Annotated in this window: 13 protein-coding genes; 6 read left to right on the forward strand and 7 right to left on the reverse strand. The window is 38.4% G+C overall.

The features are described 5' to 3' along the window. The first annotated feature begins 95 nt into the window (after window positions 1-95). Window positions 96-545 (forward strand): Mpo1 family 2-hydroxy fatty acid dioxygenase, encoded by a 450-nt coding sequence (locus HJG58_RS09345; protein WP_108011225.1) that lies wholly within the window; start codon window positions 96-98, stop codon window positions 543-545. Window positions 546-589: 44 nt separating this feature from the next. Here the strand turns inward: HJG58_RS09345 and HJG58_RS09350 are convergent, their stop codons facing one another. The 6 genes from HJG58_RS09350 to rpsB form a co-directional block, all read right to left on the reverse strand. Further along, window positions 590-907 (reverse strand): AzlD domain-containing protein, encoded by a 318-nt coding sequence (locus HJG58_RS09350; RefSeq protein WP_086265825.1) that lies wholly within the window; start codon window positions 905-907, stop codon window positions 590-592. Between the two features lies 1 nt (window position 908). Continuing rightward, the gene (locus HJG58_RS09355) at window positions 909-1,625 is read right to left on the reverse strand and encodes an AzlC family ABC transporter permease (RefSeq protein WP_170248671.1); all 717 of its coding nucleotides are present in this window, start codon (window positions 1,623-1,625) and stop codon (window positions 909-911) included. 88 nt (window positions 1,626-1,713) lie between these two features. Beyond that, entirely contained in the window at window positions 1,714-2,538 is an 825-nt protein-coding gene (locus tag HJG58_RS09360) for a helix-turn-helix transcriptional regulator (RefSeq protein WP_170248672.1), read from the reverse strand. A gap of 105 nt (window positions 2,539-2,643) precedes the next feature. Then, on the reverse strand, window positions 2,644-3,129 hold the full coding sequence (locus tag HJG58_RS09365; protein WP_170248673.1) for a DUF3465 domain-containing protein: 486 nt from the start codon (window positions 3,127-3,129) through the stop codon (window positions 2,644-2,646). A gap of 65 nt (window positions 3,130-3,194) precedes the next feature. After that, complete coding sequence (tsf, locus tag HJG58_RS09370) at window positions 3,195-4,070, reverse strand: translation elongation factor Ts (protein ID WP_002118238.1); 876 nt, start codon at window positions 4,068-4,070, stop codon at window positions 3,195-3,197. Window positions 4,071-4,207: 137 nt separating this feature from the next. Continuing rightward, the gene (rpsB, locus tag HJG58_RS09375; protein WP_002118204.1) at window positions 4,208-4,960 is read right to left on the reverse strand and encodes a 30S ribosomal protein S2; all 753 of its coding nucleotides are present in this window, start codon (window positions 4,958-4,960) and stop codon (window positions 4,208-4,210) included. A gap of 210 nt (window positions 4,961-5,170) precedes the next feature. Here rpsB and map point away from each other — a divergent pair, with 210 nt between their 5' ends. From map to HJG58_RS09395, 4 genes are all read left to right on the forward strand, one after another. Beyond that, on the forward strand, window positions 5,171-5,995 hold the full coding sequence (gene map, locus HJG58_RS09380; RefSeq protein WP_046811653.1) for a type I methionyl aminopeptidase: 825 nt from the start codon (window positions 5,171-5,173) through the stop codon (window positions 5,993-5,995). Between the two features lie 206 nt (window positions 5,996-6,201). Next, a complete protein-coding gene (locus HJG58_RS09385) occupies window positions 6,202-7,320 on the forward strand; it encodes an OmpW/AlkL family protein (protein WP_170248674.1) in 1,119 nt (372 codons plus the stop codon). Between the two features lie 404 nt (window positions 7,321-7,724). Beyond that, window positions 7,725-9,071 (forward strand): MFS transporter, encoded by a 1,347-nt coding sequence (locus tag HJG58_RS09390; protein WP_170248675.1) that lies wholly within the window; start codon window positions 7,725-7,727, stop codon window positions 9,069-9,071. A 170-nt stretch (window positions 9,072-9,241) separates the two neighbouring features. Beyond that, window positions 9,242-10,456 carry an MFS transporter gene (locus HJG58_RS09395; RefSeq protein ID WP_086265820.1) on the forward strand — a complete coding sequence of 405 codons (1,215 nt, stop codon included), beginning with the start codon at window positions 9,242-9,244 and terminating at the stop codon, window positions 10,454-10,456. A 243-nt stretch (window positions 10,457-10,699) separates the two neighbouring features. Here HJG58_RS09395 and sthA read toward each other — a convergent pair whose 3' ends face one another. Further along, entirely contained in the window at window positions 10,700-12,112 is a 1,413-nt protein-coding gene (gene sthA, locus HJG58_RS09400) for a Si-specific NAD(P)(+) transhydrogenase (protein WP_002118117.1), read from the reverse strand. A gap of 196 nt (window positions 12,113-12,308) precedes the next feature. Between sthA and lipA the strand changes: the two genes are divergently transcribed. Then, a complete protein-coding gene (gene lipA / locus HJG58_RS09405; RefSeq protein ID WP_002118167.1) occupies window positions 12,309-13,322 on the forward strand; it encodes a lipoyl synthase in 1,014 nt (337 codons plus the stop codon). Window positions 13,323-13,435: the final 113 nt, after the last annotated feature.

Genomic DNA, 13,435 nt, shown 5'->3' on the forward strand with positions numbered 1-13,435 from the left:
TTGAATAGTGTTAGTTTCTTGTCGAGATCCTCAAGAACAGGCTAAAATATACTCACAAAAAATAAATCAAAGTTAAAACAAGGAGTGTGCTACTAATGAAATCCATTACTGAATGGTTTGCTGAATATAGCGAAAGTCATCAAAATCCAACCAATAAACAAATTCACTGGCTTTGCGTTCCCGCCATTTTATTTTCTATTATTGGAATCATTGCGCATTTCAGCACATTGCTTACTGCTTTATTACTTGTGTTGACCTTAGTATTTTATGCACGTTTAGATCTTGTACTTGCTGTTGCAATGGCTGCCTTACTTGTTGTTATGGCATGGCTCATTTACACCCTACCTGTAGGAGTCGGATTTTATATCGCTATTTTTGTGATTGCTTGGGTTGGACAATTTTACGGACATAAAGTCGAAGGCAAAAAACCGTCTTTCTTTAAAGATTTACAATTCCTACTAATTGGACCAGTTTGGTGTATGGATGCTTATCTCTCAAAAATCTTACCTAAATGGAAAAGCAGACAAAAACAAGCTCTTGCTTAAAGATTAATTTAAAAGCTGAATCCTTTCGATTCAGCTTTTACATGTTAGTAATTTATTAGAAAATTTATAAAATAAAAAAATCCTAAACTTGCTATCACACTTAAAAGAACTTTTTTTAGGTAAATAGCGATTACAATACAAAATATTGCTGCATAAATATAAGAATTATTTATCACACCTCTTAAATGGTCACCATCGAAAAAAATAACTGGAATACAGATTGCAGTTAACAAACAAGGTGCAGAATAGTTAAGCATCTTATTCAGAATAAGCGGCAGTTTAATTTTTACTTGAGGTTCTAAAAAATAATAGCGATTAAAAAAGACGATTGCTGCCAAGCCTAGAATCATAAACCAAGACATGCTATTTCTCCTTACTCATTTTTTCAGTTAAAACTGCAATCAACATTCCCATCAATCCTGAAAGTAAAATCGCCCCCTCAATTTGATAAAATTTAAATAAAAACCCACTTAAACAAGTTGTTAGCACACCAGCTATGACCGGAAATCCTTTACATAACGGCACAATCATGGCAATAAAAATAGCAACGATCGAAAAATCCAAATGGTAATTTAAAAGATCAGGTATCACAGTTGCCAGCAGTATTCCCACCAAACTAAAAGCAACCCAAAATAAATAAAAACACAGTCCAGCTCCGAGCAGATATTCCGAACTTCTTTTTTCAAATGGAGCACTCACCGCAAACAATTCATCTGTTAATAAAAAGCCTAAACTCAATCGTTTAGGTAGGGACAAAATAGCAATGTCATTTCTTAAAGTTAATGCATAAATAAAATGCTGAGCCGTTAAAAAGAAAATAGTCAAATAAATTGTAAAAACAGATGCTCCTTCCATAGCCATGCTTAAGCTAACCAACTGAGCAGCTCCAGCAAAGACGAGCCCAGACATTGCGAGTGCTTTATAGAAAGATAATCCTGCATGAATTGCCATAGATCCCGCTAAGATTGCCCACGGAATAATAGAAATTGACAAGGGCAAAATATCCATTGCACCACGTAAAAATAAATAGGATGGCTTATTTTTTGAAAACCCAACTGGCTGATTAAGCTGAATATTCATATATAAAATCCAATATAAGAAACATCTCTATACCATGCTTGATGAGTGCCGACTTATATTGGATAAAATTGCTTTAAAACTAATTTATTTATATGTTCAAACTTGCTACATATTGAGTGGGTGTGACGCCCATTGCTTTTTTAAAGTGACGGTTAAAATGGCTTTGGTCAGAAAAACCACATTGTTGTGCCACCATGGCAATTTGGTCCCCCTGCTTTAATAATTGTCTTGCTTTTTGTAAACGTGCTTGTACAAGCCAAGCATGAGGTGGCAAGCCCACATATTTTTTAAATTGCCTTAAGAAATGCCAGGCGCTCAAGCCGACCATGTCAGCCAAATCTTGTAAAGAAAAGTTGGTTTCAGGCATTTCTACGAGCAATTCTTTAATTCTTAATATTTTTGAATATGCTTCAGGTAACTCACAAAAAGTATGATTTGATTTACCATGCCTCTTCATAAGACAAGCTAACGTCGTTAAATACATCGTTTCTTTGAGTAGAAAATTATCTTTTTGTTCTAATAAATCAAAAAGCAAGCAAAGCTGTTGAGCCAAACCTAGGTCGCGAATCACAGCTTGAGGAAACCATGGTGCACCATGTGGATTTTCAAAAAAATCTTGGCTAACTTCTGCCAACATTTCAGGTGTTGGATAGATCGCTCGATAACGCCACCCCGATTCAACAGCCGATGAGCCAGTATGAATCTCGTCAGCATTTACTAAAATAATATCGCCTTTAGGAGCTACATGTAGCTGTCCCGTCCTAAAAAAAGACTGTGCTCCTTCTTCAATTACCCCAATACAGTACCCTTCATGAGTATGCTTTGAAAATTGTGTTTGGTGATAATGTGCTTTTAGTAACTCTAAACCGCCCAACTCTCGCACATGCAGATAATCGGCTTGCTCCCGCTGCATAAATACGTCTCATCTATTCAATAAAAAAACCATAGCATGTTTTAACAAACTGAATAGAACAAAATTGCTCTATGAAAATAATCTGATTAAACGTTTACTTGGGCTTTATTGATAGATCTGTCCGTCATGTTTAAGCCATCCACCTTCATGACGACCTTGTGGATCGTGATGAGTCCAATGTAGTACACCACCTTTTGGGTTGTATTCATATTCGCCATAAAACTCAACGATGTCACCTTTATTTAGATTAGAAATTTTAGGTGCCAAATCGATATTATGTGCAACCAAAATTGAAAGGCCATTTTCTAATACTAGAATGAATTTCTGGTGTCTTGACCCATCATTATCATCTCTTAAAATTGCTTTGACTCGACCACTTCCCTGCACTTGAACATTACTTTGTCTCTGCTCATAAGCAGCTTTTACAGTGTCCACCCCATTATTTGAAAGTGTAGTTTCATTACGCTGAGCTGCGGGTATAGTTGATGATGGTGATTGACTTTGCTTATGTCCAGATAAATCCAGACCAAAATACGCAGCAATCAATAAAATAATCACACCACCAATACTGAGATTTTTTTTATTTGTCATTGTATACCCTTATTTTAACTGAGATAAAAAAAGCCCCAATGGGGCTTTTTTTATTGTGATACGAATTACTTCGCAGCAGCTTGAGCAGCAGCAACTTCTTCAGCGAAGCTAAGTTCTGCTTTCTTCTCAATACCTTCACCAACTTCGAAACGTACGAATTCAGCAACAGTAGTACCAGTTGCTTTTAATACATCAGCAACTTTCTTGTCGTTGTCGATTACATACATTTGACGATCAAGAGCAACTTCGTTCAAGTATTTATCAACTGAACCAGTTACCATTTTCTCAACGATGTTAGCTGGTTTACCAGATTCTAACGCTTTCGCTTCAGCAATTTCTTTTTCTTTAGCGATAAGGTCAGCAGGAACAGCTTCAGCATTTACAGCTACTGGGTTGAATGCAGCAACGTGCATTGCAATACCTTTACCAGTATCAGCATCACCAGTATAAGAAACTACAACACCGATTTTTAAACCGTGTTTGTAGATAGCCAAGTTTTCGCCTTCAACGATTTTCGCGCGACGAACTTGGATGTTTTCACCGATTTTTTGAACAAGTGCAATACGAGCTTCTTCAACTGATTGACCGTCTGCTAATTTTAATTCAGCGATTTTAGCAGCATCAGTTTCACCAGCAGCTAAAGCAGCAGTAGCAACAGCTTTTGAGAAGTTAGAGAAGTTTTCGTCTTTAGCAACGAAGTCAGTTTGACAGTTAACTTCAACTAAAATTGCTTTGTTGCCTTCTTGAACGATTGTGATTGCACCGTCAGCAGCAATGTTACCAGCTTTTTTAGCAGCTTTAGCTTGACCAGATTTACGAAGGTTATCAATAGCAAGCTCGATGTCACCGTTCGCTTCTGTTAATGCTTTTTTGCATTCCATCATTGCAAGACCAGTACGGTCACGTAATTCTTTTACCATGCTTGCAGTAATTGCAGTCATGTTGATCTCCTAAAATCGGTAGAAAATAAATCTTTTCAACAAAAACGGCCCAAAGAAACTCTGGGCCGTTTGCACTCTCGACGCTTAATTTGCCACCATTACATGTCGCAAAAATGACAAGCCTGCGTCAAAACGCATTAAGCCTCAGAAGCGTCTTTCGCAGCGTCATCGCCTTTTGCTTGAGCGTTCGCTTGAGATTGAGCGTATTCTTTACCAGCAAGAATTGCGTCAGCCATAGCTGAAGCATATAGAGTTACTGCACGGATCGCATCGTCGTTACCAGGAATAACGTAATCAACGTTATCTGGGTTAGAGTTTGTATCAACGATACCGATAACAGGAATACCTAAGTTCTTCGCTTCTTTGATTGCAATCGCTTCGTGATCAACGTCGATTACAAATAATGCGTCAGGTAAACCACCCATGTTTTTAACGCCGCCTAAAGAGCGCTCAAGTTTTTCCATCTCACGAGCACGTTCTAAAGCTTCACGTTTAGTAAGCTTAGCAAAAGTACCATCTTGAGATTGAGTTTGAAGATCTTTTAAACGGTTGATAGATTGGCGAAGTGTTTTCCAGTTCGTCAACATACCACCTAACCAACGGTGATCTACATATGGTTGACCAGCGCGTTGAGCTTGTTCACGGATGATGTTAGAAGCAGCACGTTTTGTACCAACGAACAAAACTTTGTTCTTTTTGCTTGCTAATTGGTTAGCGAAGTTCAAAGCATCATTTAACGCAGGAACAGTGTGCTCAAGGTTGATGATGTGAATTTTGTTGCGCGCGCCAAAAATGTATTGACGCATTTTTGGGTTCCAGAAACGAGTTTGGTGACCAAAGTGCGCACCTGCTTGAAGAAGGTCGCGCATGCTTACGTTGTAATCTGCCATTTTCTTTACCTTAAAAGTTGGGTTAGGCCTCCATATATCCGCATTCTCCACCCTTTTACAGGCACCCAGAGTAATGTGACGATATATGTGCGGATTTTTTACTCCATCTATCAAAATTCTTCGTAAAAGATATTCACGAAAAGCATTTGATAAAATGGGCGGCTATTTATACCATAGACGCTTGTAAATTACCAAAAGTTTTTAGAGATCATGAACAGTACTTATACAGCTCCACGTCGATTAATCAAAACTCCAGATGAAATTGAAAAAATGCGCATTGCAGGACGACTGGCAGCTGAAGTTCTAGAGATGATCAAGCCCCATATTAAGGCAGGTGTAAGTACACTTGAACTTGATACCATTTGTCGTAATCACATTGAAAATGTGCAGCATGCTATTCCTGCATGTGTAGGCTATGGTGGAGCTCCTGGGCGCCCTGCTTTTCAACACTCTATTTGTACTTCGGTTAACCATGTTGTCTGTCATGGTATTCCCTCTGAAAATAAAATTTTAAAAAATGGTGACATCCTTAATATTGACGTCACTGTCATTAAAGATGGTTATCACGGCGATACCAACATGATGTATGTCGTTGGTGGTGAAACTTCTATTTTAGCCAACCGTCTATGTAAAGTTGCTCAAGAAGCGATGTATCGCGGGATGGCAACCGTTAGAGATGGTTCATATTTAGGCGATATCGGCCATGCAATCCAAAAGTATGTCGAATCAGAACGTTTTAGCGTAGTACGAGAATATTGTGGTCACGGTATTGGAACCGTTTTCCATGATGAACCTCAAGTATTACACTATGGTCAAGCTGGTACAGGTATGCGTCTTGAAGCAGGTATGACTTTTACGATTGAACCTATGGTAAATGCAGGTGTATGGCAAACTAAATTGTTAGGTGACAAATGGACTGTCGTAACCAAAGACCATAAACTTTCAGCTCAATATGAACATACTATTTTAGTTACTCAAACGGGCATTGAAGTCTTAACTGCTCGTCCTGAAGAAGACTTATCTCGCTTCAACTAATAGTTTAACAAACTTAAATAAAAGGCTACTTTATGTAGCCTTTTATTATTTATTATGTATTTTTCATTAATAAATCTTTCTAAATATAAACAAATATTTCAAAAAAATTACAATTATTAATTTTTAATACACAATCATTTTAATAAAACACGCTATGGTGGGCTCAATAAAAATCAGTAAACAAATGCCGGACATGGAGTCCTTTTATGATGAAAAAGTCATTATTTTGTATGACAGCTGCCTTTTTTGCTCTGCCAACAGCCACTTACGCTGCATCTCCATATTTTAGTTTAAAAGATGGCGATGGCTTCAAACGTTTTTCTGTCTCAGCTGGTTGGCTCCATGCCATGCCTCAAGGCTCAGGAAACCCTGTTAATATCAATACTAGCGTTGCAGAAGGTACAACATCTAAAGTTGGAGATGTATCTACAAAAGCCGTTTTAGATGCAATCGACCAAAGTAAAACTTCAGGAAAATTCTGGTATAGCACTATTAGCCTTCTTGATAAGTTTACAGACACTCTTCCCTCATCACTTGCAGGTACAGCAGAAGTTAATGGTCTTTCTCAATGGCAACAACAAGGTTCTGGCTTAGAAGCTGCTGATGTTGATACTGTTGGTCTTATGTTTAATTACAACTTTACGGACAATTTATCTTTAGAAATTAAAGGTGGTATTCCACCTAAAGTAGATATTAATGGAAAAGGTAATATTTATGCTCCCCTTTCTGGAAAAGCGACTCCTCTAAAAGACGGATCTTTAATAGGAGGAATCATAGGAGATGGAATTTCCGAGGCGGGTGGAGATATTCCTTTAAAACAAGACCTGCATATTACTGATCTTTCTCAGGGGGGTAAGGCTGCGACTGCTCGTGCATGGTTACCAGCCGTTGAACTACATTATCAATTTGGTAAATCAGGAGTAAATAAGTTCCGTCCTTATATCGGAGCTGGCGTGATGTATGCATACTTTAATGATTTAAAAATGAATCCCAGTATTGAGGCAGATTTAATTCAAGCGGGTCACATGATCCAGAATATCCATGATGGTAAAGCTGGTGCAGCATTAGATCGCAAAACATCATCAGCAAATCCTATCGTTAAACTAGAAGCGACCGATACTTTTGCCCCTATTGTAACTTTAGGTGCATCTTATGACTTCAATCCAAACTGGTTTGCTGTTGGCTCAGTTTCATATTCCAAAATGAATAGTGAAGCAAAAATCTATGTGACTGATCAAAATACAGGTAAAGAACTAATTAAAGCGAACACCAAAATTGATATTGACCCACTCATTACATATGTTGGTATCGGTTACCGCTTCTAACTTTTGTGTCACACAAAGCTATAAAAACTTATGCACGTTTTTATAGCTTTCTTTTTTGTAGATTTTGCTTCTTTTTAAATCAAAATGCTAAAAAAATGAGCACTTTCATGAAGCCAATAGAAAAAATTTACTACTCTCCTCTCTTATGAGTATTTACTGATTTATTTCTATTTTTTAATTAATTTTATTTTTAATAAACTAACTCAATAGAATTAGAAAGTAATTTTTCCTTTTTAGTAAAATTATTTTTTTGGCACAAGCTTTGCTTTATTCATAGCAAGATGAGTCAACGATGATTCAATGAATAAACCAAGACGGCCAACGATGTCCGCTCTGATCGGTTTGCAGATAGGCAATAAATCGCCTTGCAAATTAAAATTTCGTTCAGTTCAGAGGGACGCCGTATGTCTTCAAATGTCAATCGAGATACAAAAAAAGCAACTGAAATAAAATTATTTAGCTTTTCTACTCCTGCAATGCGTGCTTTCCATATGACATGGCTCGCATTCTTTGTGTGCTTCTTCGCATGGTTTGCCTGTGCTCCACTCATGCCAGTTATTAAAGGGGAATTCGGCTTAACCAAAGACCAGATTGCCAATATTAATATTGCCGCCGTTGCAATTACGATTTTAGTACGACTTGTCGTAGGTCCGCTTTGTGATAAATATGGACCGAGGGTTACCTATACAGCCCTTCTCTTGCTTGGCAGTATTCCTGTATTTGGTGTTGCTGCTGCCAACAGTTATGAGTCTTTTTTATTCTTCCGCTTACTAATTGGTGCAATTGGCGCAAGCTTCGTTATTACGCAATACCATACAAGTGTTATGTTTGCACCTAATGTTGTAGGCACGGCAAATGCAGCTGCTGCTGGTTGGGGTAATGCTGGTGGCGGTGCAACTCAAGCCTTAATGCCTTTATTGCTCGGTGCGATTGTAATGTTCGGTGTCGAACAAGCTATGGGTTGGCGTGTTGCATTAATCGTACCAGGCGTAATGATGATCATTGTTGGTATTCTTTATTGGAAACTCACCCAAGACTGCCCTCAAGGAAACTTTAAAGAAGTCCGCGCACAAGGTATTGAAGTTGGCAGTGGTAAAAAAGGTGGTATGGCTATTTTAATGCAAGCTGCTCGCAACTACCGTGTCTGGATTTTATTTGTGGCTTACGGTGCATGTTTCGGGATTGAAATTTTTATCCATAACGTTGCAGCAATGTACTATGTTGATCAGTTCAAAATGGATTTAAAAACTGCTGGTTTAACCGCGGGGATATTTGGTCTTCTTGCACTCTTTGCTCGTGCACTTGGCGGTATTATTTCCGATAAAGTCGCACTCAAAAAAGGTTTAGATGGCCGCACTAAAGTACTGGTACTCATGATTTTAGGTGAAGGCTTATTCTTAATTCTCTTTTCTCAAATGAATGTGGTTGCTCTTGCAATTATTTCTATGACGATTTTTGCCCTGTTTACTCACATGGCTTGTGGCGCGACATATGCTCTCGTACCATTTATTGATCGTAATGCTTTAGGTGGTGTTGCAGGAATTATTGGTGCAGGCGGAAATGTGGGTGCAGTTGCAGCTGGTTTTTTATTAAAAGGTGTACTCGATATTCAAACTTGTCTATTTATTTTAGGTGGGTTGGTTATAGTCGCTGGCTGTAGCGTAATTTTGATTCGCTTTACAACAGAACATAAAGAAAAGGAACAAGTCCTTTTTGAACAAGCATTACTGGAACGTAACTCTGCTGCTTAATTTTTACAAGAAGCAGAGATCAAAATGATGTCTGCTTCTTTAATTTTCTTCTCATAAAATAAGATCCTTAAGAACTTTTTAATTCTTCTTAAATATTCCCTCCAACTATATCGATATTTTTCGATATATCTTCTACAATAAATCATCATTATTATAATTTTCCATTAATCATGACTAAAACTGGCAACCAATTTTCTCAGTCCCTCATCTATATGCTGATTGGCAGTGCAATTATTCTGGCCCTTTCATTAGGTGTCCGTCATGGTTTCGGTCTCTACCTTGTACCAATGAGCCATGAATTTGGCTGGGGACAGCATGTTTTTAGTCTTGCGATAGCCATGCAGAACCTGATCTGGGGAGCTGTTCAGCCTTTTACCGGGGCAATTGCAGATAAATATGGCAGTAAAGTTGTAGTTGCTGTTGGTGGCTTACTTTATACCCTAGGTCTACTTTTAATGGCTTTTAGTTCAAGTGTACTCATTTTGAATTTAAGCTTAGGTCTTATTATTGGTTTAGCTTTATCAGCAACCTCTTTTACGGTTTTACTGAGTGCAGTAGGCCGAGCCGCCCCTCCAGAAAAAAGAAGTATGGCAATGGGTATTGCCAGTGCAGCAGGCTCTTTTGGTCAGTTTATTATGCTACCTTCCACCCTTCTCTTACTTAAAACGGTAGGATGGTCGTCAGCTTTAATGGTGAGTGCGTTGTTAATTGCGCTTATCATTCCCCTAGCGTGGATGCTAAAAGGACCAAGCAACCAAACGCCAAAAGCAATTACTCAACCTCAGCTCACATTTAAACAAGTACTGAATATTGCTAGAAAACATAAGCCATTCTGGTGGTTAGCTTTAGGCTTTTTAGTGTGTGGATTTCAGGTGGTCTTCTTAGGTGTTCATCTACCGGGCTATTTAATAGATCACGGCTTTGATGCAGCTACAGGTACTGTGTTTCTAGCCCTAGTAGGACTATTTAATATTGTAGGAACTTATGGGGCAGGTTGGCTAGGAGATCGATTCTCAAAACCTAAATTATTAATGGCGCTTTACGGTAGCCGAGGCATCGCAATCATCGCATTTTTACTATTACCTCTAAGCACTTATACGGTATATGCTTTTGGCGTCATTATGGGACTTTTATGGCTCTCTACAGTTCCACTTACCAACGGCATTGTCGCAAATATGTTCGGTGTTAAATACCTTTCAATGCTCAGTGGTATTGTGTTTTTCACCCATCAAGTCGGTTCTTTCTTTGGCGGTTGGCTTGGCGGTGTTAACCATGATTTAACAGGTAATTACAATGCGATTTGGCTATGTTCAATAGCATTGAGTATATTAGGGGTAATCGTACATTTCTTTGTAAATGAGGAGGCTGTTATTCATGACGCATAATGCCTTACTTTTGAAAACAATTATGACTTTGCTCGTGATTACTCTGCTGGCCTGTTCAATCATTTTATGGAAACAAACTCCTGATTTGTTTGTATATTTTAATCAAGCATTTTGTGCTCACTAGAGATATAGACAACCAGACGCATACAGCAAATTGTCATAAAAATATAAAAAACCTATGGTCTAATGAAAATAAAAAAGCCCGCAAGTTTGCGGGCTTTTTTATGAAAAACTTATTTAAAATCAAAACAAACGATTCATACCATTAAGCGCAGCTACACGATATGCTTCTGCCATTGTTGGATAGTTAAATGTTGTTTCAACAAAATATTTCAGAGTATTATTTGGGCTGTGCATAACTGCTTGCCCAATGTGGATAATTTCGGCAGCGTTATTACCAAAACAGTGAATACCTAAAATTTCCATAGTGTCACGGTGGAAAAGAATTTTTAACTCCCCCACTGTATCACCAGTAATTTGTGCACGAGCTAAATGACGGAAAGAAGCTTGACCTACTTCATACGGAATTTTCTCTTCCGTCAATTCTTGTTCATTTTTACCAATTGATGAGATTTCCGGAATAGTATAAATACCTGTTGGGATATCACGTACTGGCTTCGCATCTTCACCACTCATGTTTGCGCCAGCACAGCGCCCTTGGTCATAAGCAGCAGAAGCAAGTGATGGCCAACCAATCACGTCACCAGCAGCATAGATATTTTCAACTTCAGTTTGATATTGATCATTTACTGAAAGTTGACCACGGTTATTTGGTACCAACCCAACATTCTCAAGACCTAAACCTTCAGTGTTTCCTGAACGACCGTTACACCAAAGAATCGCATCGGCTTTAATCTTTTTACCACTTTGTAAGTGTAGTACAACATGGTCGTCAAACGTTTCTAGGTGATCCATTTGCTCATTGTGACGAATCAATACACCTTGTTCACGTAAGTGATAAGACAATGCATCAGCAATTTCATCATCTAGATAACTTAATAGTTTTTGCTGAGTATTAATCAAGTCAACTTTATGGTCTAAACCGATAAAGATTGAGGCATATTCACAGCCAATAACACCTGCGCCGTAAATAATGATTTTTTGAATTGAATAATCAAGATCAAGAATTTTGTCTGAATCAAATACACGAGGATGATCAAAGTCTAAACCTTGTGGATGATAAGGACGACTACCTGTCGCAATTACGATTTGCTTACAGATGATTGTTTCTTTAATGCCTTCATGGCTAAAAACTAAAACTGTATTTTTATCTTGAATATATGCACGGCCATGAAATACGCCGATTTTGTTGCGGTCATAAAAGCGTGTATGCGTATCAACCTGTTGTTGAATCACTTTGTGTGCATTACGCAAAACCTGTTTCATGGTGAACTGTTTCCATTCACCTACTTTTTGAAACATTGGATCGCGCTGATAGCGGATAATACTAGAAACTGTTTGACGTAATGCTTTACTTGGAATGGTACCAACGTGTGCACAGTTACCACCCAGTTGATCACGCACATCTACAATTGCAACACGCTTACCCGCTTTTGCAAGCTTCATTGCCGCGCCTTCACCTGCAGGTCCAGAACCGAGAACTACCGCATCGTATTTAACGAAATTCCCACTAACGACCTCTTTTTTACGTGGCATTGAAAGCTCCTTCCTCACTTGAATGACCATATTTTATAATAAATTATGGCTAATATGCGGTGAATTTATGTATTTCTCAACCCTATATTTCTGAATAACCACATTTATTATATGAATAGTTATTTTCCGCTATTAACTGCAGAAGTTCGCTATAATACAATGTCAATGTCTCTATAAACGAGTGGAAAAGTTAAATATGTCAGAACACCGTAAACCTGAACAGGGTGTAAAACTTCGTGGCGCAGAAAAAGTCGCAAGAATTCCTGTAAAAGTTGTACCTACGGTTGAAGTGCCGCGTAAACCTGACTGGATTCGTGTCAAGATGACGGCACCAGAAGAAGTTCAGCGTATTAAAACCACTTTACGTGCTCAAAAACTCCATACCGTTTGTGAAGAAGCTGCTTGTCCAAACCTTCCAGAATGCTTTGGCGGTGGTACAGCAACATTCATGATCATGGGTGATATTTGTACACGTCGTTGCCCTTTCTGTGATGTAGCACATGGCCGTCCAAATGCACTCGATGCAGATGAGCCTCGTCACATGGCAGAGACAATTGCTAATCTTAAGCTCAAATATGCAGTAATTACTTCGGTTGACCGTGATGACTTACTTGACGGTGGTGCACAACACTTTGTGGACTGTATCAAAGAAGCTCGTGCACTAAGCCCAAATACATTGCTTGAGATTTTAGTACCAGATTTCCGCGGACGTATGGATATTGCTTTACGCATTATGACTGAATGTCCACCAGACGTATTTAACCACAACATCGAGACTGTGCCACGTCTATATAAAGCGATGCGCCCAGGTTCAGACTATCAACATTCTTTAAACTTATTAAAAATGTTTAAAGAATATTGCCCTGATATCCCAACAAAATGTGGTTTGATGGTGGGTATCGGTGAAACTGAAGAAGAAGTTATTGCATTGCTTGATGACTTGCGTGCTCACGATGTTGACTATGTGACTATTGGTCAATACTTACAACCTTCTAAACAACACGCGCCAATTGACCGCTTTGTAACACCAGAAGAGTTCGAACGTTATGCCGAGCATGGCCGTAAGCTTGGCTTTAGAAATATTTGGTCTGCACCAATGGTGCGTTCAAGTTACTTTGCTGATCGTCAATACCACGGTGAACCCGTACCAGAAGTTCGTCGCAAAGTAGATCCAGCTAAAAAAATCGCTGTTCAAGTTGTCGAAGCTTAAAAATTAAATATCTATAAAAGCCCTCTACTTCAGAGGGCTTTTTATTTGTATAAGAAAATCAATAACATTTCTTGACAAATCGATAAAACAACCCATTACACTTTCACTTAAAA

Source organism: Acinetobacter geminorum (genome assembly GCF_013009345.1).
Taxonomy (GTDB): Bacteria; Pseudomonadota; Gammaproteobacteria; order Pseudomonadales; family Moraxellaceae; genus Acinetobacter; species Acinetobacter geminorum.

What these genes read in the sequence shown, in the direction of transcription:
- sthA (WP_002118117.1), bottom strand. Translation starts at nt 12,112, where the DNA reads ATGCCACGTAAAAAAGAGGTCGTTAGTGGGAATTTCGTTAAATACGAT.
- HJG58_RS09365 (WP_170248673.1), bottom strand. Translation starts at nt 3,129, where the DNA reads ATGACAAATAAAAAAAATCTCAGTATTGGTGGTGTGATTATTTTATTG.
- HJG58_RS09385 (WP_170248674.1), top strand. Translation starts at nt 6,202, where the DNA reads ATGATGAAAAAGTCATTATTTTGTATGACAGCTGCCTTTTTTGCTCTG.
- HJG58_RS09355 (WP_170248671.1), bottom strand. Translation starts at nt 1,625, where the DNA reads ATGAATATTCAGCTTAATCAGCCAGTTGGGTTTTCAAAAAATAAGCCA.
- HJG58_RS09350 (WP_086265825.1), bottom strand. Translation starts at nt 907, where the DNA reads ATGTCTTGGTTTATGATTCTAGGCTTGGCAGCAATCGTCTTTTTTAAT.
- rpsB (WP_002118204.1), bottom strand. Translation starts at nt 4,960, where the DNA reads ATGGCAGATTACAACGTAAGCATGCGCGACCTTCTTCAAGCAGGTGCG.
- tsf (WP_002118238.1), bottom strand. Translation starts at nt 4,070, where the DNA reads ATGACTGCAATTACTGCAAGCATGGTAAAAGAATTACGTGACCGTACT.
- HJG58_RS09390 (WP_170248675.1), top strand. Translation starts at nt 7,725, where the DNA reads ATGTCTTCAAATGTCAATCGAGATACAAAAAAAGCAACTGAAATAAAA.
- HJG58_RS09395 (WP_086265820.1), top strand. Translation starts at nt 9,242, where the DNA reads ATGACTAAAACTGGCAACCAATTTTCTCAGTCCCTCATCTATATGCTG.
- HJG58_RS09345 (WP_108011225.1), top strand. Translation starts at nt 96, where the DNA reads ATGAAATCCATTACTGAATGGTTTGCTGAATATAGCGAAAGTCATCAA.
- HJG58_RS09360 (WP_170248672.1), bottom strand. Translation starts at nt 2,538, where the DNA reads ATGCAGCGGGAGCAAGCCGATTATCTGCATGTGCGAGAGTTGGGCGGT.
- lipA (WP_002118167.1), top strand. Translation starts at nt 12,309, where the DNA reads ATGTCAGAACACCGTAAACCTGAACAGGGTGTAAAACTTCGTGGCGCA.
- map (WP_046811653.1), top strand. Translation starts at nt 5,171, where the DNA reads ATGAACAGTACTTATACAGCTCCACGTCGATTAATCAAAACTCCAGAT.